Origin of the sequence: Bradyrhizobium sp. UNPF46 (assembly GCF_006658625.1) — a bacterium.
GTDB classification, from domain to species: Bacteria; Pseudomonadota; Alphaproteobacteria; order Rhizobiales; family Xanthobacteraceae; genus Bradyrhizobium; species Bradyrhizobium nitroreducens.
This window is the reverse complement of sequence record NZ_LFJB01000017.1, coordinates 1-25,997: the sequence shown is the minus strand read 5'-3', so window position 1 is coordinate 25,997 and position 25,997 is coordinate 1. Positions and strand designations below refer to the sequence as shown.

The 25,997-nt window shown below is 64.7% G+C and carries 21 protein-coding genes and 1 pseudogene; 9 read left to right on the top strand and 13 right to left on the bottom strand.

The annotated features are described in order from the left end of the window. Window positions 1-88: 88 nt before the first annotated feature. The 4 genes and pseudogenes from UNPF46_RS08170 to UNPF46_RS08155 form a co-directional block, all read right to left on the bottom strand. Window positions 89-469 (bottom strand): hypothetical protein, encoded by a 381-nt coding sequence (locus UNPF46_RS08170; protein WP_100175807.1) that lies wholly within the window; start codon window positions 467-469, stop codon window positions 89-91. An 11-nt stretch (window positions 470-480) separates the two neighbouring features. Then, complete coding sequence (locus UNPF46_RS08165) at window positions 481-1,692, bottom strand: hypothetical protein (RefSeq protein WP_100175806.1); 1,212 nt, start codon at window positions 1,690-1,692, stop codon at window positions 481-483. Window positions 1,693-1,694: 2 nt separating this feature from the next. After that, the gene (locus UNPF46_RS08160) at window positions 1,695-2,861 is read right to left on the bottom strand and encodes a trypsin-like serine peptidase (RefSeq protein ID WP_142249644.1); all 1,167 of its coding nucleotides are present in this window, start codon (window positions 2,859-2,861) and stop codon (window positions 1,695-1,697) included. 443 nt (window positions 2,862-3,304) lie between these two features. Continuing rightward, window positions 3,305-4,260, bottom strand: a pseudogene (locus tag UNPF46_RS08155) (hypothetical protein). Between the two features lie 166 nt (window positions 4,261-4,426). Between UNPF46_RS08155 and UNPF46_RS08150 the strand changes: the two are divergent. Then, window positions 4,427-7,903 carry an indolepyruvate ferredoxin oxidoreductase family protein gene (locus tag UNPF46_RS08150; RefSeq protein ID WP_142249643.1) on the top strand — a complete coding sequence of 1,159 codons (3,477 nt, stop codon included), beginning with the start codon at window positions 4,427-4,429 and terminating at the stop codon, window positions 7,901-7,903. Window positions 7,904-8,044: 141 nt separating this feature from the next. Here UNPF46_RS08150 and UNPF46_RS08140 read toward each other — a convergent pair whose 3' ends face one another. From UNPF46_RS08140 to UNPF46_RS08125, 4 genes are all read right to left on the bottom strand, one after another. Next, a complete protein-coding gene (locus UNPF46_RS08140; protein WP_142249642.1) occupies window positions 8,045-9,775 on the bottom strand; it encodes an FAD-dependent oxidoreductase in 1,731 nt (576 codons plus the stop codon). A gap of 59 nt (window positions 9,776-9,834) precedes the next feature. After that, window positions 9,835-10,854: a S1C family serine protease gene (locus UNPF46_RS08135; RefSeq protein WP_100175801.1), complete on the bottom strand. Its 1,020-nt coding sequence runs from the start codon at window positions 10,852-10,854 to the stop codon at window positions 9,835-9,837. A gap of 106 nt (window positions 10,855-10,960) precedes the next feature. Next, complete coding sequence (locus tag UNPF46_RS08130) at window positions 10,961-11,410, bottom strand: hypothetical protein (RefSeq protein ID WP_142249641.1); 450 nt, start codon at window positions 11,408-11,410, stop codon at window positions 10,961-10,963. Between the two features lie 7 nt (window positions 11,411-11,417). After that, window positions 11,418-13,016 carry a GMC family oxidoreductase gene (locus UNPF46_RS08125; protein ID WP_142249640.1) on the bottom strand — a complete coding sequence of 533 codons (1,599 nt, stop codon included), beginning with the start codon at window positions 13,014-13,016 and terminating at the stop codon, window positions 11,418-11,420. A gap of 201 nt (window positions 13,017-13,217) precedes the next feature. Here UNPF46_RS08125 and UNPF46_RS08120 point away from each other — a divergent pair, with 201 nt between their 5' ends. After that, the gene (locus UNPF46_RS08120; protein ID WP_142249639.1) at window positions 13,218-14,006 is read left to right on the top strand and encodes a thermonuclease family protein; all 789 of its coding nucleotides are present in this window, start codon (window positions 13,218-13,220) and stop codon (window positions 14,004-14,006) included. Between the two features lie 220 nt (window positions 14,007-14,226). Here UNPF46_RS08120 and cyoD read toward each other — a convergent pair whose 3' ends face one another. The 4 genes from cyoD to UNPF46_RS08100 are packed head-to-tail and all read right to left on the bottom strand — an operon-like array spanning window position 14,227 to window position 18,074. Further along, window positions 14,227-14,613, bottom strand: coding sequence for a cytochrome o ubiquinol oxidase subunit IV (gene cyoD, locus UNPF46_RS08115; RefSeq protein WP_100175797.1), 387 nt, complete (start codon window positions 14,611-14,613; stop codon window positions 14,227-14,229). Next, on the bottom strand, window positions 14,610-15,251 hold the full coding sequence (locus UNPF46_RS08110) for a cytochrome (ubi)quinol oxidase subunit III (protein ID WP_142249638.1): 642 nt from the start codon (window positions 15,249-15,251) through the stop codon (window positions 14,610-14,612). The genes cyoD and UNPF46_RS08110 overlap by 4 nt, the downstream gene beginning before the upstream one ends. Then, complete coding sequence (cyoB, locus tag UNPF46_RS08105) at window positions 15,251-17,251, bottom strand: cytochrome o ubiquinol oxidase subunit I (RefSeq protein WP_142249637.1); 2,001 nt, start codon at window positions 17,249-17,251, stop codon at window positions 15,251-15,253. Before cyoB ends, UNPF46_RS08110 begins: the two co-directional genes overlap by 1 nt. Then, window positions 17,241-18,074 carry a cytochrome ubiquinol oxidase subunit II family protein gene (locus UNPF46_RS08100; RefSeq protein WP_142249636.1) on the bottom strand — a complete coding sequence of 278 codons (834 nt, stop codon included), beginning with the start codon at window positions 18,072-18,074 and terminating at the stop codon, window positions 17,241-17,243. Before UNPF46_RS08100 ends, cyoB begins: the two co-directional genes overlap by 11 nt. A 232-nt stretch (window positions 18,075-18,306) precedes the next feature. On the opposite strand from UNPF46_RS08100, the gene UNPF46_RS08095 reads away from it, so the two are divergent. From UNPF46_RS08095 to UNPF46_RS08085, 3 genes are read left to right on the top strand one after another with little or no spacing between them, the layout of a single operon-like run. Further along, window positions 18,307-19,119, top strand: coding sequence for an SDR family NAD(P)-dependent oxidoreductase (locus tag UNPF46_RS08095; RefSeq protein ID WP_142249635.1), 813 nt, complete (start codon window positions 18,307-18,309; stop codon window positions 19,117-19,119). A gap of 13 nt (window positions 19,120-19,132) precedes the next feature. Further along, complete coding sequence (locus UNPF46_RS08090; protein ID WP_142249634.1) at window positions 19,133-19,687, top strand: carboxymuconolactone decarboxylase family protein; 555 nt, start codon at window positions 19,133-19,135, stop codon at window positions 19,685-19,687. A 1-nt stretch (window position 19,688) separates the two neighbouring features. Next, on the top strand, window positions 19,689-20,489 hold the full coding sequence (locus UNPF46_RS08085; protein ID WP_142249633.1) for an SDR family NAD(P)-dependent oxidoreductase: 801 nt from the start codon (window positions 19,689-19,691) through the stop codon (window positions 20,487-20,489). A 161-nt stretch (window positions 20,490-20,650) separates the two neighbouring features. On the opposite strand, the gene UNPF46_RS08080 is transcribed toward UNPF46_RS08085, so the two are convergent. Then, window positions 20,651-21,979 carry a PQQ-dependent sugar dehydrogenase gene (locus UNPF46_RS08080; RefSeq protein WP_142249632.1) on the bottom strand — a complete coding sequence of 443 codons (1,329 nt, stop codon included), beginning with the start codon at window positions 21,977-21,979 and terminating at the stop codon, window positions 20,651-20,653. A 169-nt stretch (window positions 21,980-22,148) separates the two neighbouring features. Between UNPF46_RS08080 and UNPF46_RS08075 the strand changes: the two genes are divergently transcribed. The 4 genes from UNPF46_RS08075 to UNPF46_RS08060 all read left to right on the top strand — a co-directional run bounded on the left by UNPF46_RS08075 (window position 22,149) and on the right by UNPF46_RS08060 (window position 25,856). After that, window positions 22,149-23,339 (top strand): urate hydroxylase PuuD, encoded by a 1,191-nt coding sequence (locus UNPF46_RS08075; protein WP_181769837.1) that lies wholly within the window; start codon window positions 22,149-22,151, stop codon window positions 23,337-23,339. Window positions 23,340-23,481: 142 nt separating this feature from the next. Continuing rightward, window positions 23,482-24,339, top strand: a complete 858-nt coding sequence (locus UNPF46_RS08070) for a VOC family protein (RefSeq protein WP_142249630.1) — start codon at window positions 23,482-23,484, stop codon at window positions 24,337-24,339. Between the two features lie 76 nt (window positions 24,340-24,415). Beyond that, window positions 24,416-24,691: a hypothetical protein gene (locus UNPF46_RS08065; RefSeq protein WP_100179281.1), complete on the top strand. Its 276-nt coding sequence runs from the start codon at window positions 24,416-24,418 to the stop codon at window positions 24,689-24,691. Window positions 24,692-24,893: 202 nt separating this feature from the next. Beyond that, window positions 24,894-25,856 (top strand): lytic transglycosylase domain-containing protein, encoded by a 963-nt coding sequence (locus UNPF46_RS08060; protein WP_142249629.1) that lies wholly within the window; start codon window positions 24,894-24,896, stop codon window positions 25,854-25,856. The last annotated feature ends 141 nt before the right edge of the window (window positions 25,857-25,997 follow it).

Below are 25,997 nucleotides of genomic sequence, written 5' to 3'. Positions count from 1 at the left end.
CGCGCGAGGTGGCCAAGCTCGCGCAGAGGGGTGCAGTGCGACGCGCGCGGCTATCAAGGCGCCGGACAATTCCTGGCCGGCCTGCAGCTCAGGACCACTGGCCGATCCAGAGATTATGCCCCGAAACCCCATCGAACTGCGTTCCGCCCTGGCTGACATAAATGTCGATGGGTGTTGGATTGAGATTGGTCTGGAGGGAGAACTTGTCTCCCGCGACGGTGTAGGCCGCACTGGCATCCGTGCTGTTGTTGAGCGTCACCTTGCAGGTCCCGGACGAGGCATTCTGAGCATGCAGAAGCTGGATGGCTATGGTGAAGGCGCCGCTGCTTCCGAATGCATTGTACGAGCCGGTGAACGCAGCGAAGTTGGAGTTGAACGAGGTGAAGCTGCCAGATCCGACCTTGAACGGCCCCACATAGATCTTCAGATTCCCCGTATGCGTTCCGAAATATTGATCCAGTCCAACCATCGCCACCCTCCTCAAAGCGCTTCCACGAGATCCTTGATTGCCTTCGCGACCTTGTCGCGGTTGTCCTTCGAGTTTGCTTTCTCGATCTTTTCGCCGATCGCTATGATCCGCATGGCCGCCTGCCAGATCGCGTTGAAGGACGGCGCATCGTCCTGACCCGACGCGATCTTGGCGAGATTGGTGTTGATCTTCTCGAACGCATCCAGTTCCTGCCTGGTGCCGACGTCGGCATGCTGGTCATAGTCCGCGGCAGCCTTGGCAAGATCGATCACGGGGTCCTTCATGGCGCCCCAGATCGCCGCGAAGCACGTCACGAACTCGCGTGACGGCAATCCGGTCGCGGGCAGTCCGCGCTTCTCCGGGGCAAGGCTGTTGAAGTCGGCACACTCCTTGACATCCTTGGCCGGCTTGAAGCTCGCATTCAGCCTCGTGTGAGCCTCGACGAAATGCCCAACGGCTTCGGCCGTCTTGATCTGCTCGACCTTGACGAGGTAGTCGCGCAAATTTGCGGCATTCGCCGTGATGAGCTTCTGGTTCTTCTCCTCCTTGAGGAACTTCTTGATCCTATCGAGACGCCTCTGTTCATCGATGAACTTCGCGCCTTCGACGATCACCGGCGCGACGATCGATTTGAACAAGTCGAACAGGGTCGTGAAGGCCGCGATCACTCCGGACTCGTCGACTGGCTTCAGGCCGTAGTAGGTGCCGGCGAAGCCGTTGATGTCGTCTTCGCAGCTCTTCTTGATCTGGGCCTCCACCTCCTCCGAGGACATGTCCTTGGCGTCGACCTGGATCTGGTAATCCGCAAACAGTGACTTGAAAGCGAGGATGATGTTGTTGAAATCGGTCGAGTCCGTGATCGCGGATTTCGCGGTCTTCTTGACCTCCGCCGTCACCGCGTCGAGGTAGGTGATCGATGCGCGCAATGCCAATTGCTTGACGCGGGGCTCGCATAGCAGGTTGCTGATCTTGGGCAAGGAAGGCGGCTGCGCCAGATCCTTCTCCGTCAGGTACAGGGAGAGTGCCTGGCGTATGCGATAGGCCCGGACCTCGGCCCGCCTGCTATCGAGAGGCGGCGCGGCCGACTTCGTCAAGGCGCCGGCGGCCTGAACAAGTGCCGAGACCGTCGGCGGAAGACCTTCGGGCTGATCCTCATCGCCGCGTGCCGAACCGGTGGCTGCGATCGTCAGCAGGGCGAATGCCGCAAGTCGTCCCTTCCACATTGTCATTCCTCCCAGAGTATCGAAGCCGCTTCGGGAATCTTTGGCAACCCCGAGGCGTCGTAGAGAGCGCTGCGAATTTCGGAGCTCGGAAGCGCGCAGTTGGAATCGTCGTCGATCCGTCCATTGGTGTGGACCGCGACGATGCTGCTGCCACCTCTCAGCAGGATGGGTGCGCCACTCGAATCTTCCGTGGTGTCGCAACCGTGAACACGCCGGCCGCGCTCACCCACGCAGGTGGCTTTCGTCTTCGTGACACATTGAGAGTCAGCAGACACCTTTTTGGTGACGCGCTTTTCGCTCTCATGCCACGTCACATAGGCTTCCAGGTCGGCGCCGTCCTTGCACGCCTTCCACGGATCGCCCATCGCCAGCTTCAGGAATGCTCCGGCGAATTCGTCCGGCAGGCTTTGAATCTTGATCAGCAGGAAGTCCAGCTCGCTTGCCGATGGATCATCGCCGTTGAGAGGGCTGGCGGACAGGCCGCCCGGCCACGGCGACTTCAGCTCGTCGGAGTTGAAGTAGACGCGATACTTCTCGGCCACAAAGGAGTCGTGCCGGTGACAGTGATGCGCAGACAGAACGATCCCGTGGCCGAGATGGGCGCCGGTGCATATCTGGGTTCTGCCATCGGTGCTGTCCACCAGGATCGTCACGGTCGCGAGATTCGCGATCGCGTCGCGCCGCCTGAAGGCATCCTCTGGAGGATCTCCGACGGGAAAGGCGCGATATGGCGGAAGGTCGAACGCGCATGACGGGTCTTTGGGGCGGCTGATCGTGCCGACGCAGTTCGGGGCTGGCGACCCGGCCGGCCGTTCGGGCAGCTTTGGCAACGGCTTGGTTCCGTCATCGCCGACAACGAAGAAGGGCGAGGCCATCTGCTTGCTGGATCGAACGATGTCGGTTGACCACGGCTTCGTGTGCACCCTTGCAACGGCGTCGCTGGATGACGGATTCAGCCGGAGCGGATCGGCAGTCAGCCGAAGGCGGTCATGCTCGCTCAGCTGGGCGATGTTCAACTGCCCGCCACTGAGGTTGCGAAGCGAACGCAAAGCGCTGTCGTCGAAGCGCAAGGTCGGCCTGCTGCCCCCCGATCCGCTTGCCGACGCGCCGTTATCAAGAAGAGAATTGAGCGGATGGAGTACTCTGGTCTCGATGTTCACCAGGCTCATTGCCTTGGATCGGATCTGGGCGCTCTTGGCAGTCTCGAGCGAGCACGGGCCCGCGATCGCGAGGCCCGGCGCAAGCCCCACAGCGAACAACGCAAGGACATACGGATGGCAAGGGACCAAACGCATAAGATGATTCCATCGGCCGGCGAAACGCGGCTCTTCAGGAGTGCCTGACGGTTAGAAAACGATGACCTGCGACGGCTGGGCTATTTTCGCCCGACTTGAAAAAGATGGCTCGTAAAAGGACTGAACGAACCGCGAATATCATTCTCCGCTGGTACGCAATAATCTTCGGAGGCTCGTCGCTCGACGAAATTCATGATGCCAAGCAGACACGCGCCTTCGAATAGACCGCTCTCCCCCACCCTCTGGTTGCAATCTTTCGAATTTGGGCGGAGTTGTCAATCGTGTAGAAGCTCGACCGCTGGCCTGACGACGGGCTGTCAGTTGCGCCCCGCTCCATACAGCCGTTGGTACTCCTCCTCGTACGGCGCGTAGGAGTCCTTCAGCGTCGCCATGTTCAGCAGCATGGTCGCGACCACCGCGCCCGTCTTGTCGAACACGCGCGTCTTGGCCCAGGCGCTTTCGGTGCGGCGGCTGCCCGAGAGCGCGACCACCTCGCGCTCGACCTCGTAATCTTCATCGACGAAGAGCGGCCCCTTCACGAGCCGGATCTCCTGGTCGGCGAACAGGCCGACGGCCGGGCCCTTAGCGGGCAGTGGATCGTCCTTGGAGCGGTACTGGAACAGCACGCTCAGCATCTCCATCGGGATGACCGGTCTGCCCCAGGGTTGTCGGCGCCGGAATAGTATGGCGAGCTTTCGGTGATGACGGCGAGCTTCTGCCGCAGCGAGAAGGGATAAAGGTCACCCATGGCCTGATCGAACGCCATGCGGACGGTCTGGCGCTTGCCGGTCCGTGCCACCTTGACGTCGCGCAGGATCACCGGATCGGCCAGCGGCTTGAGCTCGGCGAGACGGGCCTCCAGCGCCGTCGCGGCGTGCGGTTCGCCGACCGAAGCCGTGCCGCGCAGCACCTCCGTGCCGTCGCGCTTGACCATCTGGATCTGGCACTGGCTTGTCCCGGGCAGCGGCTTCGACAGGATCGCCTGCACCTCCTCACCCTCGTAGCAGACGCTGCGATAATGCGCGGAGAGACAGCCGCTCTCGAACCAGGCCTGTCCCCACAGCCGCGCACCGAGCGGGGCGAACTGGCTGAAATGGGTGGGGCCTTCGATGGTGCCGCCCTTGAAGCCGAGCTTCTGCGCGGTGGCGTCGTCGTGGATGGAGGCGTGCGCGTCGTAGGTTTGCGCCTGAAGCATCTGGCCCGGCCGCCGCCACGGGCCGATCAGCGACTCGGCCGTCTCGGTGATTTCGGTCTCGAACGCGTTTGCAGCCATTGGTGTCCTCCACAGACAGCCATGACTAGCAGGAGCGCCACGGATGCGGCTAGCCGTATTGACTTCGGCGACCCATGCTTTTGACTGCGAACATCCGCTTCGCAAGCCGCATCTCCATCCGCGGCGCAAAATCCCCGCCAGACCAAGAAGAACAAGGACCTCCGAAATGACGCTGTTGCAGGTCGAGCTGGACGACAAATACCGGCTCGAATCCAAGCGGATCTTCCTGTCCGGGACGCAGGCGCTGGTCCGTCTGCCCATGTTGCAGCGCGAACGAGACCGGCTCCAGGGGCTCAACACCGGCGGCTTCATCTCGGGCTACCGCGGTTCCCCGCTCGGCATGTACGATCATGCGCTGTGGCGCGCGAAGTCGCACCTCCAGCAGCACGATATCGCCTTCGTCCCCGGCCTGAACGAGGATCTGGCGGCGACCGCCGTCTGGGGCAGCCAGCAGGTCGGCCTGTTCCCCGGCGCCAAGGTCGATGGCGTGTTCGGCATCTGGTACGGCAAGGGTCCGGGCGTCGATCGCTCGGTCGATGCGCTCAAGCATGCCAATGCGGCCGGCACCTCACGCAACGGCGGCGTGCTGGCGCTGGCCGGCGACGACCATGGCTGCCAGTCCTCGACGCTGGCGCATCAGAGCGAGCAGGTGTTTGCGGCAGCGCTGATCCCCGTGATCAATCCGGCGACTCTGCAGGATTATCTCGATCTCGGCCTCTACGGCTTCGCATTGTCGCGCTTCTCCGGCTGCTGGGTCGGCTTCAAGGCGATCAGCGAGACTGTGGAAAGCTCGGCCTCGATCGATAGCGACCCTGAGCGCATCAAGATCGTGCTGCCCGATGATTTCGAGATGCCGCCCGGCGGCCTCAACATCCGCTGGCCGGATCCACCACTGGATGCCGAGAAACGCCTGTTCGGGCCGAAGATGGCCGCCGTGCAGGCCTTCGCCCGCGCCAACCAGCTCGACCGCATCGTGCTCGATTCCAAGCCCGCGCGGCTCGGCATCGTCGCGACCGGCAAGGCCTATCTCGACCTGCGCCAGGCGCTCGCCGACTTGGGAATCACCGACAAGGACGCGCAGGACCTCGGCCTTCGCATCTACAAGGTCGCGCTGACTTGGCCGCTGGAGGAAAGCGGCGCCAGGCGGTTCGCCGAAGGGCTTCAGGACGTGCTCGTGGTCGAGGAGAAGCGCGGCTTCATCGAAGACCAGCTCATGCGCATCCTCTACAACATCGATGCCTCCAAGCGCCCGACGATTACGGGCAAGCGCGACGAGCGCGGCGCGCCGCTCTTGCCGAGCGAAGGCGAGCTGACGCCGACCATCGTCGCCGGCGCCCTGGTGGCGCGCTTGCGCAAGCTTGGTCATCACAGCCCGGTGCTGGAGCAGCGTCTCGCCCGGCTGGAGGCCTTCGACAATCCCGTCACCACCAGCACCCAGATCAAGCTCGCGCGTACGCCGTTCTTCTGCTCGGGCTGCCCGCACAACACCTCGACGCGCGTGCCCGAAGGCAGCCGCGCCATGGCCGGCATCGGCTGCCACGGCATGGCGCTGAGCATGCCGACCCGCCGCACCGATCTGATCTCGCATATGGGCGCCGAGGGCGTGAACTGGATCGGCCAGTCGCCCTTCACCAGCGAGAAGCACATCTTCCAGAATCTGGGCGACGGCACCTACACCCATTCCGGCCTTCTTGCCCTGCGCGCCGCCTCGGCCGCCGGCATCAACATCACCTACAAGATCCTCTACAACGACGCCGTGGCGATGACCGGCGGCCAGCCGGCCGAAGGCGCCTTCAACGTCGCACAGATCGCGCATCAGGTCTGGGCCGAGGGCGTCAAGCGGCTCGCGATCGTCTCCGACGATCCCACGAAATATCCTGAAGGCAATTACTTCCCGCAAGGCGCGACCATCCACCACCGCCGCGAGCTCGACGCCGTGCAGCGCGAGCTGCGCGACATCAAGGGCCTCACGGTCGTGATCTACGACCAGACCTGCGCCGCCGAAAAGCGCCGCCGCCGCAAGCGCGGGCTCTATCCCGATCCCGCCAAGCGCGCCTTCATCAACGAGCTGGTCTGCGAAGGCTGCGGCGATTGCTCGCAGGCCTCCAACTGCGTCTCGGTGCAGCCGCTGGAGACCGAGTTCGGCCGCAAGCGCCAGATCGACCAGTCGAACTGCAACAAGGACTTTTCCTGCGTCGAGGGCTTTTGCCCGAGCTTTGTCACCGTGCATGGCGGCACCCTCAAGCGCATGAAGACTTCGGCGGTGGATTCCGGCCAGCTGTTCGCCGATCTGCCGCTGCCGCCCGCGCGCGAACTTGACGGCCCCTACAACATCCTCGTCACCGGCATCGGCGGCACCGGCGTCATCACCATCGGCGCCCTGCTCGGCATGGCCGCGCATGTCGACGGCCGCGGCTGCTCGGCACTCGACTTCACCGGCCTGTCGCAGAAGAACGGCGCGGTGATGAGCCATGTGCGCATCGCACCGAAGCCGGAGGATATCTCGGCGGTCCGTATCACCACCGGCGGCGCCGACGTCATCCTCGGCTGCGACATGATCGTCTCGGCAGGCCCCTCCGCGCTCAGCCGCGCCGAGCGCGGCGTGACCAAGGCCTACATCAACGCCGATCTGCAGCCGACAGCGAGCTTCGTGCAGAACCCCGACCTCGATTTCGAGATGGGCACGATGCAGACCGTGTTGCGCGACGCCGTCGGCGACAAGAACCTCGACATCATCGACGCGACAGGCATTGCCGCCGCATTGATGGGCGACAGCATCGCGACCAATCCCTTCATGCTCGGCTTCGCCTTCCAGAAGGGTGCGATCCCGCTGTCGCTGGAGGCGCTGCTCCGCGCCATCGAGATCAACGGCGCCGCGATCGAGATGAACAAGCTCGCCTTCACCTGGGGCCGCCTCGCCGCCCACGACATGTCGCGGGTGCGCAGCGTGCTGCAGTTCAAGAACAGGGCCGCCGCGCCGACCAAGTCGCTCGACGACATCATCGCGACCCGCGCGGAATTCCTGACCGGCTATCAGGACAAGGCCTATGCCGACCGCTATCTCGCGGCCGTCGCCAAGGTGCGCAAGGCCGAGAGCACGGCTTCGCCCGCATCCACGGAGTTGACCGAGGCGGTCGCGAAGAACCTGTCCAAGCTGATGTCCTACAAGGACGAGTACGAAGTCGCACGACTCTACACCGACGGCAGCTTCGCCAGGAAGGTGTCGGAGAAGTTCGACGGCGACTTCACGCTGAAGTACCACTTGGCCCCTCCGATCTTCGCCAAGCGCGACAAGACCACGGGGCATCTCCAGAAGCAGGAATTCGGCGGCTGGATGATCCACGCCTTCCGCGTTCTCGCCAAGTTGAAGTTCCTGCGCGGCGGCGCGTTCGATCCGTTCGGCCGCACCGAGGAGCGCCGCACCGAGCGGAAGCTGGTTGTGGATTATCTGGCGATGATTGATCAGCGGATGACCGGGCTGAAGGCCGAGCAGATCCCGCTGCTGGCAAGGCTCGCCCGCGTGCCGGAGACGATCCGCGGCTTCGGGCACGTCAAGGAAGCCAATGTCAAATTGGCGGCAGCCGAGAAGGCGCGGCTGGAGGCTGAGCTGGACAACAGCCGCTTTGCGGCGGCTGCGGAGTAAAGGGACGCACTTGCCTCACACTCGATGTCATCGCCCGGCTTGACCGGGCGATCCAGTACGCCGAGATGGCAGTGATTGAACCGATGGGCCGCGGCGTACTGGATGCCCCGCTTTCGCGGAGCATGACAGCAGTGGAGATGGCTAGACGGACGCCGACACGCCTGCAGCGGTCTTGCATGTCATGCTCCCCTCGGCCAGATGCCGCCCCGCGATATACCCGAACGTCAGCGCCGGCCCTAACGTGATCCCCGGCGCCGGATAATTGCCGTTCATGATCGAGCCCATGTCGTTGCCGCAGGCATGGAGACCCGCGACCGGCGTGCCGTCCGCGCGCAGCACGCGGGCCTGGGCGTCCACCTGCATGCCGATCGCGGTGCCGAGATCGGCTGGGTAGATGCGCATCGCGAAGAACGGGGCGCGGAGGATCGGCGCGACGCAGGGGTTGGGCTTGTGGCTGATGTCGCCGAGATGCCGCTGATAGATGGTGCTGCCGCGGCCGAACTCGTGATCGCGCCCCTGCTTTGCGCCTTCGTTGTAGCGCGCGAGCGTGGCCGTCAGCACGGAAGGCTTGGTGCCGATCTTCGTCGCCAACTGCGCGATGTCAGCCGCCTCGATCAGTTCGCCGCTCATCACATAGCGCCGCACACTCCACGTGAACGGCTTGATGCGGCCGAGGCCGTAACCCCACAGGAACGGACGGTCGCAGATCAGAAAGAACGGCCGATCCGGCTCGCCATTGCCGTCACGGAGCATGGCGAGCACGAATTCGTGGTGGGATAGCGCCTCATTCACGAAGCGTCGTCCGGCCGCATTCACGGCAATCACGCCGGGCTTGGCGCGATCGGTCACGGTGTGCGGGAACACGCCACGGCTGCCGTCGGCCCTGCGGAATAGCGAGGCCGGCACCCAATAGGCCGGACTTGTCGCTTCCGTGTTGAGTGCGGCACCGGCCGCGGTCGCGAGTCGAAGTCCGTCGCCGGTGCTGGCGGTGTTGGTCGCCGAGACAAGTCGCGCTGCCGCAGGGAAGAAGCGCTTGCGCAAGACGGCGTCGTGCGAGAAGCCGCCGGTCGCCAGCACCACGCCGCGACGCGCTGCGATCGGCCGGTCGCGCGAGCCATAGCGGATGACCACGCCGCCAACGCGATCGCCCTGCATCGAGAGGTCTTCGACGTCGGCGCTGAAGAGAACCTCAACCCGCCGCGCCAGCAGCGAAGCATAGAGCCGCGCGGCAAGCGCGTTGCCGAGATGCAGCGTCGTCCCGCGCGGGCTGCGCAACCGTTGCAACGCGTATGCCGACACCAGCCGCGCCGCGCGCAAGGTCGAGCGCAGCGATTTTCCGACGCTGCGCAAATGCGGGATGTCGAGAGGATCGACCATCATCCCACCGAACAGCGTGAACTCCGGCAGCGGCGGCCGCAGCCGCGCAAAAGCCTGGCCGAGCCGCGTGCCGTCGAACGCCACCGGCCCCAGCACGCGACCGCCTGACGCCGCACCCAATCGCTCGGGATAACAGTCAGGATAGGCCTTCACCGGCTGGAGGCGGACTTCGGTGTTAGCTTCGAGCCAGGTGACCGCCTCAGGCCCGCGCGCGAGGAAGGCGGCGCGCAGACCGGCATTGGCCGGCTCCGGCACGGTGCTCGACAGATATTGAACCGCATCCGTGACGCTGTCCGACAGCCCCGCTTCTTTCATCTTGGCATTGGCGGGAATCCAGACCATGCCACCGGACCAGGCGGTGGTGCCGCCGACGAACGCGGTCTTCTCGATCACCAGCACGCGCAGGCCTTCGGCCGCGGCCACGGCCGCCGCCGTCATGCCACCGGCACCCGCGCCGATGACGATGACGTCGTAGGTCTCATGCGCCGGCATCATGCGGCAAGGGTCCGAGGACGAGGCATGACACCGTCATACCTCGCCCGGAGGGGCCAATGCTAGCGCGCCGGCCTCCGCTCGATCGGGTCGATGTCGATCGCCCGCAGGCGGCCGAGCCGCAGCACGTCCATGGCGAGCCGCCGGCCGATCCGGTCGCGGTCGAGCACGCGGATCAGATCGTCGACGCCGTTGATCTCGACGCCGTCGAGCCTGATCACGACGTCGCCGGGCAACAGGCCCGCCTTCGCCGCAGGGCCGTCAGGCTCGATCTGTGCGATCAGCGCGCCCATCTTGTTCTCGACGCCGGCCAGCACCGCGTGCCGCCGCGGGACCGGCGCTGTCTGCCCGGCAACGCCGATGTAGGCGCGACGGACATAGCCGTGACGAATGATCTCCGACAGCACGAATTGCGCGGTGTTGCTGGCGACCGCGAAGCAGATGCCCTGCGCGCCGTTGATGATCGCCGTGTTGATGCCGATCACCTCGGCATGCGACGACACCAGCGGTCCGCCCGAATTGCCGGGATTGAGCGCGGCATCGGTCTGGATCACGTCCTCGATGGTACGCCCGCTGACCGAGCGGATCGAGCGTCCGAGCGCCGAGACCACGCCGGCGGTCACGGTCGATTCGAAGCCGAGAGGATTGCCGATCGCGATCACGAGCTGGCCGCGGCGCAACGTCTTGGAATTGCCGAGCGCAGCATAAGGCAGATGCCGCACGCCATTGGCGCGCAGCAGCGCAAGATCGGTGTCGGGATCGACACCGAGCACCTGGGCCTCGCCGACATGGCCCTCGACGTCGCGCAGCCGGATCTCCTTGGACGTGCCGACCACATGGCTGTTGGTGAGGACGAGGCCGTCGGGCGAGATCACGATGCCCGAGCCGAGCCCGCCGCGCTCGCGTCTATCAGGCACTTTGGGACCCGTCTCGACGCGCACGACCGCAGGGCCGACACGGTCGGTGACGTCGATCACGGCGTTGGAATAGGCGTCGAGCAGTGCCCGGTCGTCGTCCGGGGCAGCAGCCGCTGTTCGCGATGACGGGGTGTCATCGACGATATCTGAGGTGAAATCCAGCATGGCAAGAGTCCTTGAAGGCACACACAGATGGTGGCCTGCTCACTGCCGCGCAAGGTGCCCGCCTGGCGCGCAGGGCTGGACTGCCGGGTCTTGACTGCCCAGGTGGCTAGGGGACCTGCCTCAGCGAGCCGCCCCTCGCCTTGACCGGATCGAGCAGCGACCAGTCGCCGTCCGGCAGCACATGGCCCTTGGGGAACGGCGCGCGCAGCTCGATCCCCAGCGAGCGCAGCACGCGGTCGTCGCGATAGTAGCATTGCAGCACGACACGGGCGAGCGTGGCCGCAGCAGCACCGCCGCTCTTGCGGAACTCCTGCGCCACCGCATCGCGTTTCTCGGCATCGAGCCCGGCGAGCGGCGCTCCTGCCAACCGGGCCAGATGATCCAGGGCCGCCGCCACCAATTTGGTGTCGCGCCCGAGCGTTGCCAGCATGTCGGCCTGGATCACGGGATCGTCCGCGCCGGGCACCTTGTACTCGTCGCTGGCGGGAACGATCATCGCGGCTATGGTGCGGAGGTCGTCGCGCTGAGTGCGCGTCAGTTGATTGTCTGCGGACATGACGGCCTCAATCGAACAAATTGGCGAGGCGCTGCTTCATCTGGTCGGCGATGTAGAGCGCGAGGGCCTGGATGGTGGAGGTCGGGTTCACGCCGCCCGAGGTGACGAAGATGCTGCCATCGACGATGAAGAGGTTCTTCACGTCGTGGCTGCGGCCCCATTCGTTGACCACGGAGCGTTCGGGGTCGATACCCATCCGCGCGGTGCCGAGCAGGTGCCAGCCGCCCCAGGGGATCGGCGAGTTGATGCAGATATCGGTCGCGCCTGCCGTCTCCAGAAACTCGCGGCCGCGGGCAAGCGCGTGCTCCATCATCTTCCGGCTGTTCTCGCTGATGGTATAGTCGATCTTCGGCGCGGGAATGCCGTGGCTGTCCTTCAGGGCCGGATCGAGCGTGACTTGATTGTGCTCCTCCGGCAAATCCTCGCAGATCGCCGAGAAGCCGAGCCGATGGCCGTTGAGCTTGCGGAAGACACGGTGATGATCCTCGCCCCACGGCAAAATGCCCTTCTGCTCGCTGACGACCGCTTCGAACACCGGACCGGCGCCGCGCACGAACTGGACGCCATAGCCACGCACGAATCCGCGCGACAGGTCGGTGTCGTACCACTCCTTGCTCCACAGGCAGGTCGGCGGCGCGCGGTTGCTGTCGGTCGGCTCCTTCACATAACCGTAGATCTGCGCATAGGGATGGAACATCAGGTTCTTGCCGACGAGGCCAGATGAATTGGCAAGGCCGTTCGGAAAGCGGCTGGATTTCGAGTTGAGCAGCAGCCGCGGCGTGCCGACGCCATTGCAGGCAATGATGACGACATGCGCGGGCTGGAACTGCTCGACGCCGTCCTTGTCGTAATAGACCACGCCCGAAGCCATGCCGTTCTCGTCGGTGGTGATCTCGCGCACCCGGCAATGGGTTCGCAGCTCGACGCCGGCGCGGATCGCGTGCGGCCAATAGGTGATGTCCGTGGAGGATTTCGCGCCTTGCGCGCAGGCCGGCGTGCAATGGCCGAGATTGATGCAGCGCGCCCGGCCCTCGTAGTCCATGGTCGCGACCGTCGTGTCCGACGGCCACCAGTGCCAGCCGAGCTTGTTCATGGCCTTGCCGATGATGGCGCCGGACAATCCCATCGGTTGCTGCGGCATCGGCGGATGCGTCAGCGGCGAGAGTGGATCGCCTGAGAGCCCCGACGTGCCCATCATGCGGTCGTTCTCCTCGAAGAACGGCGTCAGCGCGTCGTAGTCGATCGGCCAGTCGTCCGCGACGCCATCGAGCGTTTTGACCTTGAAATCGGAAGGATGCAGCCGCGGCCAATGCGCGGTGTACATCACCGTCGAGCCACCGACAGCGTTGTAGTTCACGACCTTGATCGGCGAATTGTCGTCGTTGATGGGATAGTCCTCTCGCCGGCCGCGCACGTTCGGGCTCGACGACCACTCACCAAAGAACTTGGCCTCCCAGTCCCGGCCCGTGCTCGGATATTCCGCCGGGTTCATCCAGCCGCCCTGCTCAAGACAGAGAATGTGCATCTTGGTGTCGGCCAGCGACCACGCCACCGCCGCGCCCGAAGCGCCGGCGCCGATGATCAGGACGTCCACGGGGTCTTTCATCGCAACCTCTTCCTCCCGCCCTCGCCGCTTACCGGGCGATTCGGCCTGCATGGTCGGCAAGGCCTGCGAACGATAGGGTCAGAGCGGGCGGGGAGTAAAGCCGCAGGGCCGGAATGTCGCACTTCGCAGGGTGCAGACCATTGGTATCGCCACATCCGGATGCTAGGAACGAGGTGCACGAGCAATCGATAGCGAGATCGTATGTCCTTCCGAAATGTCTTTGCCGCCGCCCGCGCTTTTGCGCTCATTTTGACTTTCGCCTTGTCCGGATTTCTGTCGTCCTCCGAGCCGGCTTCCGCGCTGACCGCCGCCGCGACAGTCCGTGACGGCAACTCCATCCAGCTTGGCGACGTCACCTACCGGCTCGACGGTGTCGACGCGCCCGAGCTGGACCAGGTCTGCATCGACGATCACGCCGATCCCTGGACCTGCGGTATCGAGGCCCGCGACCAGCTGGCGAAGCTGATCAACAAGCGCTCGGTGCGTTGTGACGATGTCGGACCGGAGAAGAGCTTCGGTAAGCGGCATCGCGCCATCTGCACGGCCGAGGGCGACAAGGCCACCTTGAACGAGCAGCTGGTCAAGCTCGGATTTGCCGTCGCGCGGGAGCCGATCAAGGCGAACGTCAAGCCGGCGGCGGGCGAAGCCAAGACGGCCTCGGCCGGAATCTGGAAGGGCTGCTTTGTTGCACCGCAAGACTTTCGCAGTGGCAAGAAGGACGGCGCCCTCCTGGGCGCTGCCTGCCGCCAGGACCGCGACAAGGAAATTCGAGCCGTGCTCTTCCCGGAGGAGCTGACGATGCCGCCGAGCTGCAGCATCAAGGGCAAGCTTGCGGTGCGCGCCCGCGTCACCGGTAATATCGGCATCTATCATCTGCGGGGTTGCCCGAGCTACCCGGCCACCACCAAGCCGGACCGCTGGTTCTGCTCGGAGAACGACGCCCAGGCTGCCGGCTTCCGCAAGGCCTACAACTGCCGCCGGCCGAAGTGAATGAAATCGCTCACGCAGCCGTGAGTGGTAGTCCGGGACCGTATTGATCCGGAATTGAACTCAGGCGGGACTTGCTGCATTTGTATGCGTACGCAAGCGCTTGCGCATGCGTTTCCTTGGCAGCAATCCGGCTTCGGCCGATTGCCTTGCTTGGGCGTTTCCTCCCTAGACTTGGGCCGCTTGTCACAACAAGCGGCTCTTCTTTTTTGCGCCGGTCCTATCACTGCATCCGCATGATCTGGTCCATCGGCGGCATGTTGGCGTTCAGATGCGCCATGATCCAGACCGTGCCGCCGACCACGAGGAAGACCACCAGAAGGCCGAAGGCGAGCGCCAGCACGTTGTTGGTGTTGTCCGGGCCGGTGGTGATGTGCAGGAAGAACACCAGATGCACGCCCATCTGCGCGATCGCGAGCACGATCAGGGCGACGGGAATCGAGGGCTGCCACACCAGATCGGTGCCGGCGATGAAGAACGACGTCGCCGTGAGCAGCAGCGCAAGCACGAGCCCGACGACGTAGCCGAGGATACGGACCCCGACACTATGTTGCTCCTCGTCGCCCGGTGCGAGGTCATGTTCGGCATGCATGTGCGTCTGATCGCTCATACGCCACTCCCAAGCAGGTAGACCACGGAGAAGACCCCGACCCAGATGATGTCGAGCGCGTGCCAGAACAGCGCAAAGCATATCATCCGGCGTAAGACATCGGCGCGGAAACCCTTGGCGAACACCTGGGCCATCATGGTGAGCAGCCACAAGACGCCGGCAGAGACATGCAGGCCGTGGCAGCCGACCAGCGAGAAGAAAGCGGTCAGGAACGCACTACGGGACGGGCCATAGCCGCGGGCGACGAGATCGGCGAACTCGCGGAACTCGATGGCGAGGAAGATCAGCCCGAGCACGCAGGTCACGGCCATGCCGAGATAGAACCAGAAGCGGTTGCGGACGTCGGCGGCAATACTGGCCATGCCGCAGGTGAAGCTCGACAGCAGCAGGCAGACCGTCTCGATCGCGACATTCCCCTGCTCGAAAATCTCCGAGCCTTTCGGGCCACCGGCGGTCTGGCCGGACAGCACCGCATAGGCGGCGAAGAAGCAGGAGAACATCACGATGTCGGAGAGCAGGAACACCCAGAAGCCGTAGGCGGTGACGATCCGCTTCGACGCAGGCCCGGGATGCTCGATCACGACGCCGATGTGATGGGGATCGGCATGCGCACGGCCGGCGGTTGCAGTCATCGACATCAGATCGCTCCCGCCATGCTGACGAGGCTGCGGCGCTCCTCGATATTGACGCGGTCGATGCGGGCGACTTCCTCGGCCGGAATGACGTATTCGTCATGGTCGCGCCAGGCGAACACGACGAAGGTCGCAAATGCGCCGAGGCCGCCGAGGATCACCATCCACCAGATATGCCAGATCAGCGCAAAGCCCATGATGGTGGCAAAGAACGCGCAGACGAAGCCGGTCGGCGAGTTCCGGGGCATCTCGATGTCACGATACTCGGGCACGTCATGCTCGAGCGATTGCTGCCGGGCGCGTACCTTCATGTCCCAATAGGCGTCCTCGCCGCGCACGTCGGGATTGAAGGCGAAATTGAACACCGGCGGGGGCGACGACGTCGCCCATTCCAGCGAGCGGCCGTCCCAGGGATCGCCGGTGCGGTCGCGCAGCGCTTCGCGATTGCGGATGCTGACCACGAGCTGCACGATCTGGCAGATCACCCCGATCGTCAGCACCGCCATGCCGAATGCGGCCACGATCATCCAAGGCCGCCAGGCCGCGACGTCGTAATGCTGCATGCGGCGAGTCATGCCGAGCATGCCGGCAATGTAGAGCGGGACGAAGGTGATGAAGAAGCCGAGGAAGGTGAACCAGAACGCAGCCTTGCCCCAGCGTTCGTCGAGGCGGAAGCCGAACGCCTTCGGAAACCAGTATTCGAAGCCGGCGAAGGCACCGAACAGCACGCCGCCGATGATGACGTTGTGGAAGTGCGCCACCAGGAACATGCTGTTGTGGAGCATGAAGTCGGCCGGCGGCACCGCGAGAAGCACGCCCGTCAGGCCGCCGATGATGAAGGTGACCATGAAGCCGACCGACCACAGCATCGGCGTCGCGAAGCGGATGCGGCCGCCATACATCGTGAACAGCCAATTGTAGATCTTCACCCCCGTCGGTATCGCGATGATCATGCTGGCGATGCCGAAGATGGCGTTGACGTCGGGCCCTGCGCCCATCGTGAAGAAATGATGCAGCCAGACCATGAAGGAGATGACGCAGATCGCCATGGTCGCGAGCACCATCGAGCGATAGCCGAACAGCGCCTTGCCGGAGAAGGTCGAGACGACCTCGGAAAAAATGCCGAAGGCCGGCAGCACCAGGATGTAGACCTCCGGATGGCCCCAGGCCCAGATCAGGTTCATGAACATCATGACGTTGCCGCCGGCTTCGTTGGTAAAGAAGTGGAAGCCGAGATAACGGTCGAGCAGCAGCATCGCGAGCGTGGCGGTGAGGATCGGGAAGGCCGCGACGATGAGCAGGTTCGAAGCCAGCGTGGTCCAGCAGAACATCGGCATGCGCAGATAGTTCATGCCCTTGGTGCGCAGCTTCAGCACGGTCGTGACGAGATTGATGCCGGCCACCAGCGTGCCGACGCCCGAGATCTGCAGCGACCAGGCGTAATAATCGACGCCGACGCCCGGCGAATAGGACAATTCCGACAGCGGCGGAAAGGCGAGCCAGCCGGTGCGCGCAAACTCCCCGATCACGAGGGAGAGATTGACCAGCAGCGCGCCGGTCGCGGTCAGCCAGAAGCCGACCGAATTGAGCGTCGGGAAGGCGACGTCACGCACGCCGAGCTGCAGCGGCACCACGAGGTTCATCAGCCCGATCACGAACGGCATCGCCACGAAGAAGATCATGATGGTGCCGTGCGCCGAGAAGATCTGGTTGTAGTGCTCCGGCGGCAGATAGCCCTGCGACTGGTAGGCGACGGCCTGCTGGATCCGCATCATGATGGCGTCGCTGCCGCCGCGCAGCAGCATTACAGACGCCAGCAGGATGTACATGACGCCGATGCGCTTGTGATCGACGCTCGTGATCCATGCGTGCCAGAGATAGGGCAGATGCCCCTTCACCACGACCCAGATCAGCACGCCCAGAATCGCGACCAGCACGACCGCGCCCGCGACGAGCGGGATCGGCTGATCGACGGGGATCGCGGACCAATCGAGCTTACCGAGCATCGTGGCCTCCACTGTGCGGACGGCCGGCCTCGGAGATCAGCTCCGGCCCCGGTCCCGGCGGAATGTGCTGGTTCGCGATCAGGTCGAACAGGCGCGGGTCTTCGAGACGATAGGCCGGCCTGCCCTTCTCGATCCCCTGCTGCATCAGCTTCCTGTAGCTGGCCTCGTCCAGCACCGCGTCCGTCTTCGCCGTGGTCGCCACCCAGTCCGGAAAGGCGAGCGGCGAGATCACGTTGACGTCGAACATCATGTCGGGAAAGCCGTCGCCGGAGAAATGCGCCGACAGTCCTTGCAGCTTGCCTTCATTGTCGGCGCGCAAGTTCAGCTTCGTCACCATGCCGTTCATGGTGTAGATCATGCTGCCGAGCTGCGGGATGAAGAACGTGTTCATGACACTCGACGACGTCAGCTGGAAATTCAGCTCGGCGCCGGCCGGCACCGTCAGCGTGTTGACGGTGGCAATGCGCTGGTCCGGATAGATGAACAGCCATTTCCAGTCGAGCGAGACGGCCTGGATGCGGACCGGACTGCCCGTCCCCGGCACGGGCGCTGCGGGATCGAGCTGGTGCGAGCCGATCCAGGCGACGCCGCCGAGCAGGATGACGGTGAGCGCCGGGATCGACCACACCACCATCTCGACCCGGCCGGAATAGACGAAGTCCGGCTGGTAGCGCGCTTTGGTGTTCGAGGCACGAAACCAGAACGCAAAGGCCAGGATCGCGACAATGGTCGGCACCACGATCGCGAGCATGATGAAGACGGAATCGATCAGGATGGTGCTGTTGGCCGCAGCCACGGGCCCTTGCGGATCGAGCAGATTCATCGGCAAGCCACTGGCGGTTGGGAAGCCCCGGGAGACAGCCTAGCGCGGGACAGGCTCCGCAACAAACGCGATCGCGTGAAGCCGGTTCCAAGTCGCGCGATCCCTGCGGTCTCCAATCTCGTGCGGCGGCATGCAATTCCATGCGATGTCAATGACATCGGCGCGGGACCACCGGCCTTCTCTCTCGTCGGCACGATTGCTAGTCTGCACGAAAATCGTGGGATGAAACGACATGCAGGGCCCAGAGGACGATGCCGGCCTCGCCGGCAAGGTGGCGCTCATCAGCGGCGGCGGCGCCGCAGGCGACGGCATCGGCAACGGCCGCGCCGCAGCAATTCTGCTGGCTCGCGCCGGTGCAAGAGTGCTGGTGGCCGATCGCGACCTCAAGCTTGCCGAACGCACCGTGGGAATGATCGCCGCCGAAGGCGGCACCGCCGCTGCGCATGGCGGTGATGTCACCGATGAAGCCGATTGCAAGCGGCTCGTCGAAGCCGCGCTCGACCGCTGGGGTCGGCTCGATTTCCTCGACAACAATGTCGGCATCGGCAGCCGCGGCAGCGTGGTGGACGAAGCACCCGAGCAATACCGCCGCGTCATGCAGGTCAACGTCGAGACCATGTTCCTGATGTCGAAGCATGCGATCCCCGCCATGATCAGGACCGCCGGGGGCGGCGCGATCGTCAATATCTCCTCGATCTCGGCGCTGCGGCCGCGCGGGCTCACGACTTACTCGACATCGAAGGCCGCCATCATCGGCCTGACGCGCGCGATGGCCGTCGACCACGGTCGCGACAACATCCGCGTCAACTGCATTTGCCCCGGCCCCATGTACACGCCGATGGTCTACGCCCGCGGCATGAGCGAGCAGGCGCGCGCCAACCGCGCCAGGGCTTCCCTGCTCAAGACCGAAGGCACCGGCTGGGACGTCGGCCACGCCGTCAGATTCCTGCTCAGCAACTTCGCGCGCTACATCACCGGCCAAGTGCTGGTGGTCGACGGCGGCGTGACGCTGCAAGCCCCCGAACGCGAGTCGCAAGAACACTAGAGGAAACATGGAAATGGCCCGCCTGCCTTACCTCGAGGCCGACCAGGTCGCGCCCGAATATCGCGACATGCTCAAGCGCAACACCAATCTCCACAAGCTGCTGGTCAACTCGCCGGAGATGGCACGCGCCTTCAACGGCATCGGCGGCTACATCCGCTTCAAGAGCAAGCTCGACCCGCGCCTGCGCGAGCTCGCGATCCTCCAAGTCGGCTGGATGGAGAAGTCGGAATACGAGTTCACCCACCACGTGAAGATCGGCAAGGAGTTCGGCGTCACCGACGCTGATATCGCCGGCCTGATGGCGGAGACCGAGGGCAAGCCGTCGAAGCTCGAGCCGCTGGCGAGAGCGATCCTGAAGGGCGCCCGCGAGATGGTGCGCGAGCTCGCGATGTCCGATGCGACCTTCGCCGAAATCAAGGCGCACCTCTCCGACGAGCACATGGTCGACCTCGTTCTCACCATCGCCTTCTATTGCGGCGTGGTCCGCGTGCTCGCGACCATGAAGATCGACAACGAGCCGTATTACAAAGAGGTACTCCAGCAGTACCCGATCCCGGGAGTGAACTGAGATGCGCTTGAAGGACAAGGTTGCGATCGTGGTCGGCGCCGGACAGAGCCCCGGCGAAGGCATGGGCAACGGCCGCGCCACCGCGCTGACTTTCGCGCGCGAGGGCGCGAAGGTCCTGTGCGTCGACCATCATCTGGAATCGGCACAGGAGACGGTTGCGATGATCGCCGCGAAAGGCGGCACTGCCGCGGCTTTCAAGGCTGACGTCACAAAGTCCGCCGACATCAAAGCAATGGTGGCGGACGCGCAGGCGCGCTGGGGCCGGATCGACGTGCTGCACAACAATGTCGGCGTCAGCCTGTCCGGCGGCGACGCCGAGCTGCTGCAACTCACCGAGGAGGCGTTCGACCGCGTCGTCGCCATCAATCTCAAGAGCTGCATTCTCGCCGCGAAGGAAGTCATCCCGATCATGCGCGCGCAAGCCAGCGGCGCCATCATCAACATCTCCTCGATGGCGGCGATCACGACCTATCCTTACGTCGCCTACAAGGCGACGAAGTCGGCGATGATCGCCTTCACCGAGCAGCTCGCCTACCAGAACGCCGAATACGGCATCCGCGCCAACGTCATCCTGCCCGGGCTGATGAACACACCGATGGCCGTCGACACCCGCGCCCGCGAATGGCACAAGACGCGCGCCGAGGTCGAAGCCGAGCGCGACAGCAAGGTACCGCTGCGCAAGAAAATGGGCACGGGCTGGGACGTCGCCAACGCCGCGCTGTTCCTGGCGTCGGACGAGGCGAACTTCATCACGGGCGTGACGCTTCCGGTCGATGGCGGCGCCAGCGTGAGACGGGGGTAGTCTCTCTTCTCCCTCTCCCCGCTTGCGGGGAGAGGGTCGGGGTGAGGGGGAGCCTCCGCGAAGTCGGTGATAGATGGACTCGCGGAGAGTCCTCCTCACCCGGAATTTGCTCCCGCAAATTCCGGCCTCTCCCCGCACGCGGGGAGAGGCGAAGGAGACCGTCACCGCGCCGCGCTTGTCACCCGCCAGATCGTGCCGTTGCCATCTTCCGAGATCAGCAGCGATCCATCCTTCGCCACCGCCACGCCCACCGGCCTTCCCCACACCTCCGTGTCGCTGACGACGAACCCCGTGACGAAGTCCTCGTACTCTCCGGTCGGCTTGCCGTCCTTCATGCGGATGCGGATCACCTTGTAGCCGGTGCGCTTGGAGCGGTTCCAGGAGCCGTGCTCGGCGGCGAAGGCATCGCCCTGGTATTCGGCCGGAAACTGCGTGCCCTGGTAGAACGTCATGCCGAGCGACGCCGAATGCGGCTGGATCAGCACATCCGGCACCGTCACCTTGTCCTTGAGATCAGGCCGCGCGCCGGCATGGCGCGGGTCTTCGTTGCTGCCGATGTAGAACCACGGCCAACCGTAGAAGGCGCCCTCCTTCACGCTGGTGACGTAATCGGGCACGAGATCGTCGCCGAGACCATCGCGCTCGTTGGTCGAGCACCAGGGCAGACCGGTTTGAGGCTGGATCGCAAGACCGACGCAGTTGCGGATGCCGGTGGCGTAGATCTTCCGCTCCTTGCCATCGGGCGTGAAAGCCAGCACCGCGGCGCGCTCGGTCTCGCTGGCCCAGGCCGCGCCGAGCGGCTGCGCTTTCGACCAGGCCTCCATCCCGCCCGGCGGCGTGCCCAGACCTTCGGCGACGTTGCTGAGCGAGCCGACGGAGACCAGCATGCGCTTGTTGTCGGGCGTGAAGACGATGTCGCGGGTGGAATGGCCACCGTCATGCGGCAGGCTCGGCACGATCGTCTCGGCCTTGCGCGCCTTGAGATCGCCGGCCTGATAGGGAAAGCGGACGACGCTGTCGGTGTTGGCGACATAGACCCATTGCGGATTGTCGCCGTTCGGGAAGAAGGCGATGCCGAAGGGCTGGCGCAAGCCGCTGGCAAACACCTCGTTGGTCGCGACCTTGCCACCCTCGCCGGCGCGCAGCACACGAATGGTTCCGGCCCGCGTCTCCGCGACGAACACGTCGCCGTTCGGCGCCACCCTGATGATGCGCGGCGCGCGCAAGCCATCGGCGAACAGCTCGATCTTGAAGCCCGCGGGCACCCGGAGCGCGGCCTCCGCCGGACGCGGCACCACGCGCGAGGAGCTCGCGACCGAGCGCGTCGCGCCGGGCCGGACCAGATCCTGCGGCCGGATCAGCCTGACCGTGCCGGGCTTGTCGGCCTGCCAATCGCCATAGGCATCCTTGCCCTGCAGCGCCGGCTCCGCCTGCGCACAGGTCGCAGCCAACCCCACAGCCAGCACCACGATCGAAATTCTGCTCGTCACCTCATGATCCTCCCGACCCTTTACGTCCACGAGCCCCTGCGCCAGCTGATGCCCGCACGATGGGCATCAACCACGACCATCGTACTGGAAAATGCGGCCGATCGATGCGACAGATTATATGGGCGCGGCCGCAAGTTGCGGCATCACTATCGCGATCGTTGGGAAGACCATGTGGGGATCGATCATATCGGAATGGGCGAGCCTGCTGCTGCGCTGGCTGCACGTAGTGGCAGCGATCGCCTGGATCGGCAGTTCCTTCTACTTCATCGCGCTCGACCTCAGCCTCAGGCCCGGAAGTAACCTGCCCGATGGCGTGCAGGGCGAGGCCTGGCAGGTCCATGGCGGCGGCTTCTACCGGATCATGAAATATCTGGTTGCCCCCAGCCAGATGCCGGACGAACTCACCTGGTTCAAATGGGAGGCCTACACCACCTGGCTGTCCGGCTTCGCGCTGATGGTGGTGGTGTACTATCTCGAGGCCGATCTGTTCCTGGTCGACAAGTCGATCCTCGACCTCACGCCGTTCCAGGCCGGCCTGTTCAGCCTCGCGAGCCTCGCGCTGGCCTGGCTGCTCTACGAGGCCGCCTGCCGTTCCGGTCTCGCACAGCGCGAATTGCCCTTCGCCATCGGCGGCTATCTGTTCCTGGTCGCGCTGACCTATGCCTTCACCCACGTGCTGAGCGGCCGTGGCGCCTTCAACCAGATCGGCGCGATCATCGGCACCATCATGGTGGCCAATGTCTTCACCCTGATCATCCCGAACCAGAAGAGGATCGTGGCCAGCCTGATCGCCGGGCAGGCGCCGGATCCAAAGCTCGGCAAGGCCAGCAAGGAGCGCTCGGTCCACAACAACTATCTGACCCTGCCGGTCGTCGTGCTGATGATCAGCAACCACTATCCCCTGCTCTACGCCACCCGCTTCAACTGGATCATCGTCGCGATCATTCTGGCGCTCGGTCCCGTGATCCGCCACTTCTTCAACGAGCGGCACGCGGGCCGCAAATCGCCATGGTGGGTGTGGGGCGTGGCAACCGTGGGCGTCATCGCGATTCTCTTCCTCTCCGCGGCAGGTCCGCGCGCGGCGAAAACGAGCGCGCTGTCTGCACCGGTCACGCTTGCCAACGTCGAGGAGATCGTGATGTCCCGCTGCAGCATGTGCCACGCAGCCGAGCCGGTCTGGGCCGGGATCGTCACCGCGCCGAAAGGCATCCTGCTCGACGCACCCGAGCACATCCACCGCAACATCCGCCTGATCGGCCGCGTCGCGGCCTGGTCAAGCGCGATGCCGCCGGGCAACATCACCGAGATGACCCGCGAGGAGCGCGCCGTCCTCGCCGCCTATCTCGAGCAGGCCCGCTGATCGCCGCGCCAACAGATCATTTCTGCGGAACGAAATTGCTCGTCTCGCGCCGAATTGAAAATGACTTGTGCGCCTATCCGGCGTAGACAGGACCGGCAGCCGCCGCCGCGGCACGAAGTTGGTTTGCAATCGGGGAAGAACAGTGGCCCTCAGGAACGTCATCGGTATCGACCACGCCGTGGTCATGGTTCAGGACCTCGACAAGGCCGCCGAGAATTATCGGCAGCTCGGCTTCACGGTGTCCCCGCGCGGCACCCATAGTGCGCATATGGGCACCGGCAACTACACCATCATGTTCGACCCCGACTACATGGAGCTGCTCGGCGTGCTCGCCGCGACCGAGCACAACGCGCCGGCACGCGCCTTCCTCGACAAGCATGGCGAGGGAATCGAGCGCATCGCCTTCACCGCCGTCGATTCCGCCGCGGGCGCGGAGGAGATCCGCGCACGCGGCCTGACGCCGATCGGGCCCACCGATTTCGAGCGGCCGGTGACGCTGCCTGACGGCACGGTCTCGGCCGCAAAATTCCGCACCTTCATGTGGCCGACCGCGGAAGCGCCGGGCGGCGTTCGCATCTTCGCCTGCCAGCACAAGACGCGCGAGACCGTGTGGATCCCCGAGCTGATGAAGCACGCCAACATGGCGAAGCGGATCAAGCAGACGCTGATCGCAACGCCCGAGCCGGCGCAGGAAGCTGCACATCTCGGCCGGCTGATCGACCGCGAGCCGAACGCGGAGTCCGACGGCGCCGTGACCGTGCCCTCCGGCGACGATCGCGCCGACTTCGTCTATCTGACGCTGGAGCAACTCGGAAAGCGCTATCCCGGCGTGCCGCTCGCCGGCCTCTCCGAGCGCGGCGGGGCAGCGCTGGTGCTCGTCAGCGGCGATCTCGCTGCGACGGAGAAGACGCTGGGGTCGGCCGCCGTGCGCAGCGGGTCTGCGGTCTGCGTGCCGCCGGCCAAGGCCAACGGCACCCTGCTCGCCTTCGTGACCGGCTGATTTGAGCTAATTCTTTAACGCATGTTTACCCGGCGGCTCTAGGATTCCCCGCGATCCAAGCCACCGGGGCCAACGCATGTTCAAAGAGGGATCGCCGATCGCCTATGACGCGCCGGCCGAACTGAAGAAGTGGCCGTCGCTCAAGGGCGAGCGGCAGAAGGACCGCGGTCCGCCCTATCTCGTCTACAACGGCACGCTCGCCGACTGCGTCCGCGAGCTCATGGGCAAGCCGATCAAGGGCATCTCGCTCTACGACATCATGACGAAGCCGCAGGCCGCCTTCGACCAGACCGTACTGTCGCCCGGCGATGCCGCCGAGATCGCGATGCGCAAGGATTTTCCGAAGGCGTAAGCGCCACTGGTTGAGCTGCAATACCGCTCGGAGCGCCGCGGCCCCGTAGATCCGCGGGCCGATGCGCTCGCTGTGGGGCGGGAACACCGTACTAACACCGGCTCTCCAGCGGAATCGCAGCTTCGCCGCAATTACGGTTAATGAAGTCCTCGTCACCGGCCGACGCCGGTCGTTCCCCCACAGTTCGAGGACTTTTCCCGAGATGCGATTTCTCGTCGCGGCTTGCGCTGCGTTCCTGATCTTGATGTTCGACGTCGGGTCGACGACGTCCCGGCACGCAGACGACATCGACAGCTCCCTTCCGAAGGCCGATCGCGGGCATTCTCTGGTTCCGCTCGTCGAGCTCTTTCTCGCAAGCGTACAGGCCATCGAACTTGCGAATGCACGCGCGGCCTACGAGGAGACGATCGAGCCGCCGCTCACGGTCGAGACCGCCATGCAGGCTCCGGCTTCCGCGACCGAGAAATTCTGCTCCGCGCTGAGGGAAGCTGCCGAAGCCAGCGGCATTCCCGTGCCGTTCTTTGCCCGCCTGCTCTGGCAGGAGAGCCGCTTCAAGTCCGACGAGGTCAGCCAGGCCGGCGCACAGGGCGTCGCGCAGTTCATGCCGGAGACGGCCGCCGAAGTCGGGCTCGACGATCCCTTTGATCCCATGAAGGCGCTGCCCGCTTCGGCAAAGTTCCTGCGCAAGCTGCGCGATGATTTCGGCAATCTCGGCCTCGCCGCGGCCGCCTACAATGCGGGCCCGGGCCGCGTTCAGAAGTGGCTGGCCAAGGAAAGCGAGCTGCCCCGCGAGACGCGAGACTATGTCCGCATCATCACCGGCACCAAGGCCGAGGACTGGACCGAGCGATCGGAGGCCCTTGCGATCCGGATCGACTTGCCGCGCGAAGCACCTTGCGAAGGGGTCGGCAGCCTGTCGAAGGCAAAGGACGTCGCCTGGGTTCCAGTCAATCTGACGCCCTCCGCCATCGCCTTCATTCGCAAGGCCGAGCAGCTCGCCGCGCGGTTGGCGACGAGCCGTTCCCGCAAGCGGTTCGCAACCCTGCTCCGGAAGAGCGCTTCCGCCCATGGCAAGGCGCGCAGCATGATTGCAGCGCGCGCGGCCGGCAAGAACGCCAAAGCCCACGCCGTCCGGCTCGCATCACGCGAGCGCTCGGCGAGCTGATGCGGCAGGCGGAAGCCACTTGATGGCGCAGCCTGCTGCCTGCACCATTGAGTTATGCTAGAGCATTTTCGGTTCTGATTGAATCAGAACCGAAGCTCTAGATTCTTGTTTTGACGCGTTTTCTTCACGCGAACCGGTGTC

What these genes read in the sequence shown, in the direction of transcription:
- UNPF46_RS08170 (WP_100175807.1), bottom strand. Translation starts at nt 469, where the DNA reads ATGGTTGGACTGGATCAATATTTCGGAACGCATACGGGGAATCTGAAG.
- UNPF46_RS08165 (WP_100175806.1), bottom strand. Translation starts at nt 1,692, where the DNA reads ATGTGGAAGGGACGACTTGCGGCATTCGCCCTGCTGACGATCGCAGCC.
- UNPF46_RS08160 (WP_142249644.1), bottom strand. Translation starts at nt 2,861, where the DNA reads ATGAGCCTGGTGAACATCGAGACCAGAGTACTCCATCCGCTCAATTCT.
- UNPF46_RS08150 (WP_142249643.1), top strand. Translation starts at nt 4,427, where the DNA reads ATGACGCTGTTGCAGGTCGAGCTGGACGACAAATACCGGCTCGAATCC.
- UNPF46_RS08140 (WP_142249642.1), bottom strand. Translation starts at nt 9,775, where the DNA reads ATGATGCCGGCGCATGAGACCTACGACGTCATCGTCATCGGCGCGGGT.
- UNPF46_RS08135 (WP_100175801.1), bottom strand. Translation starts at nt 10,854, where the DNA reads ATGCTGGATTTCACCTCAGATATCGTCGATGACACCCCGTCATCGCGA.
- UNPF46_RS08130 (WP_142249641.1), bottom strand. Translation starts at nt 11,410, where the DNA reads ATGTCCGCAGACAATCAACTGACGCGCACTCAGCGCGACGACCTCCGC.
- UNPF46_RS08125 (WP_142249640.1), bottom strand. Translation starts at nt 13,016, where the DNA reads ATGAAAGACCCCGTGGACGTCCTGATCATCGGCGCCGGCGCTTCGGGC.
- UNPF46_RS08120 (WP_142249639.1), top strand. Translation starts at nt 13,218, where the DNA reads ATGTCCTTCCGAAATGTCTTTGCCGCCGCCCGCGCTTTTGCGCTCATT.
- cyoD (WP_100175797.1), bottom strand. Translation starts at nt 14,613, where the DNA reads ATGAGCGATCAGACGCACATGCATGCCGAACATGACCTCGCACCGGGC.
- UNPF46_RS08110 (WP_142249638.1), bottom strand. Translation starts at nt 15,251, where the DNA reads ATGTCGATGACTGCAACCGCCGGCCGTGCGCATGCCGATCCCCATCAC.
- cyoB (WP_142249637.1), bottom strand. Translation starts at nt 17,251, where the DNA reads ATGCTCGGTAAGCTCGATTGGTCCGCGATCCCCGTCGATCAGCCGATC.
- UNPF46_RS08100 (WP_142249636.1), bottom strand. Translation starts at nt 18,074, where the DNA reads ATGAATCTGCTCGATCCGCAAGGGCCCGTGGCTGCGGCCAACAGCACC.
- UNPF46_RS08095 (WP_142249635.1), top strand. Translation starts at nt 18,307, where the DNA reads ATGCAGGGCCCAGAGGACGATGCCGGCCTCGCCGGCAAGGTGGCGCTC.
- UNPF46_RS08090 (WP_142249634.1), top strand. Translation starts at nt 19,133, where the DNA reads ATGGCCCGCCTGCCTTACCTCGAGGCCGACCAGGTCGCGCCCGAATAT.
- UNPF46_RS08085 (WP_142249633.1), top strand. Translation starts at nt 19,689, where the DNA reads ATGCGCTTGAAGGACAAGGTTGCGATCGTGGTCGGCGCCGGACAGAGC.
- UNPF46_RS08075 (WP_181769837.1), top strand. Translation starts at nt 22,149, where the DNA reads ATGTGGGGATCGATCATATCGGAATGGGCGAGCCTGCTGCTGCGCTGG.
- UNPF46_RS08065 (WP_100179281.1), top strand. Translation starts at nt 24,416, where the DNA reads ATGTTCAAAGAGGGATCGCCGATCGCCTATGACGCGCCGGCCGAACTG.
- UNPF46_RS08060 (WP_142249629.1), top strand. Translation starts at nt 24,894, where the DNA reads ATGCGATTTCTCGTCGCGGCTTGCGCTGCGTTCCTGATCTTGATGTTC.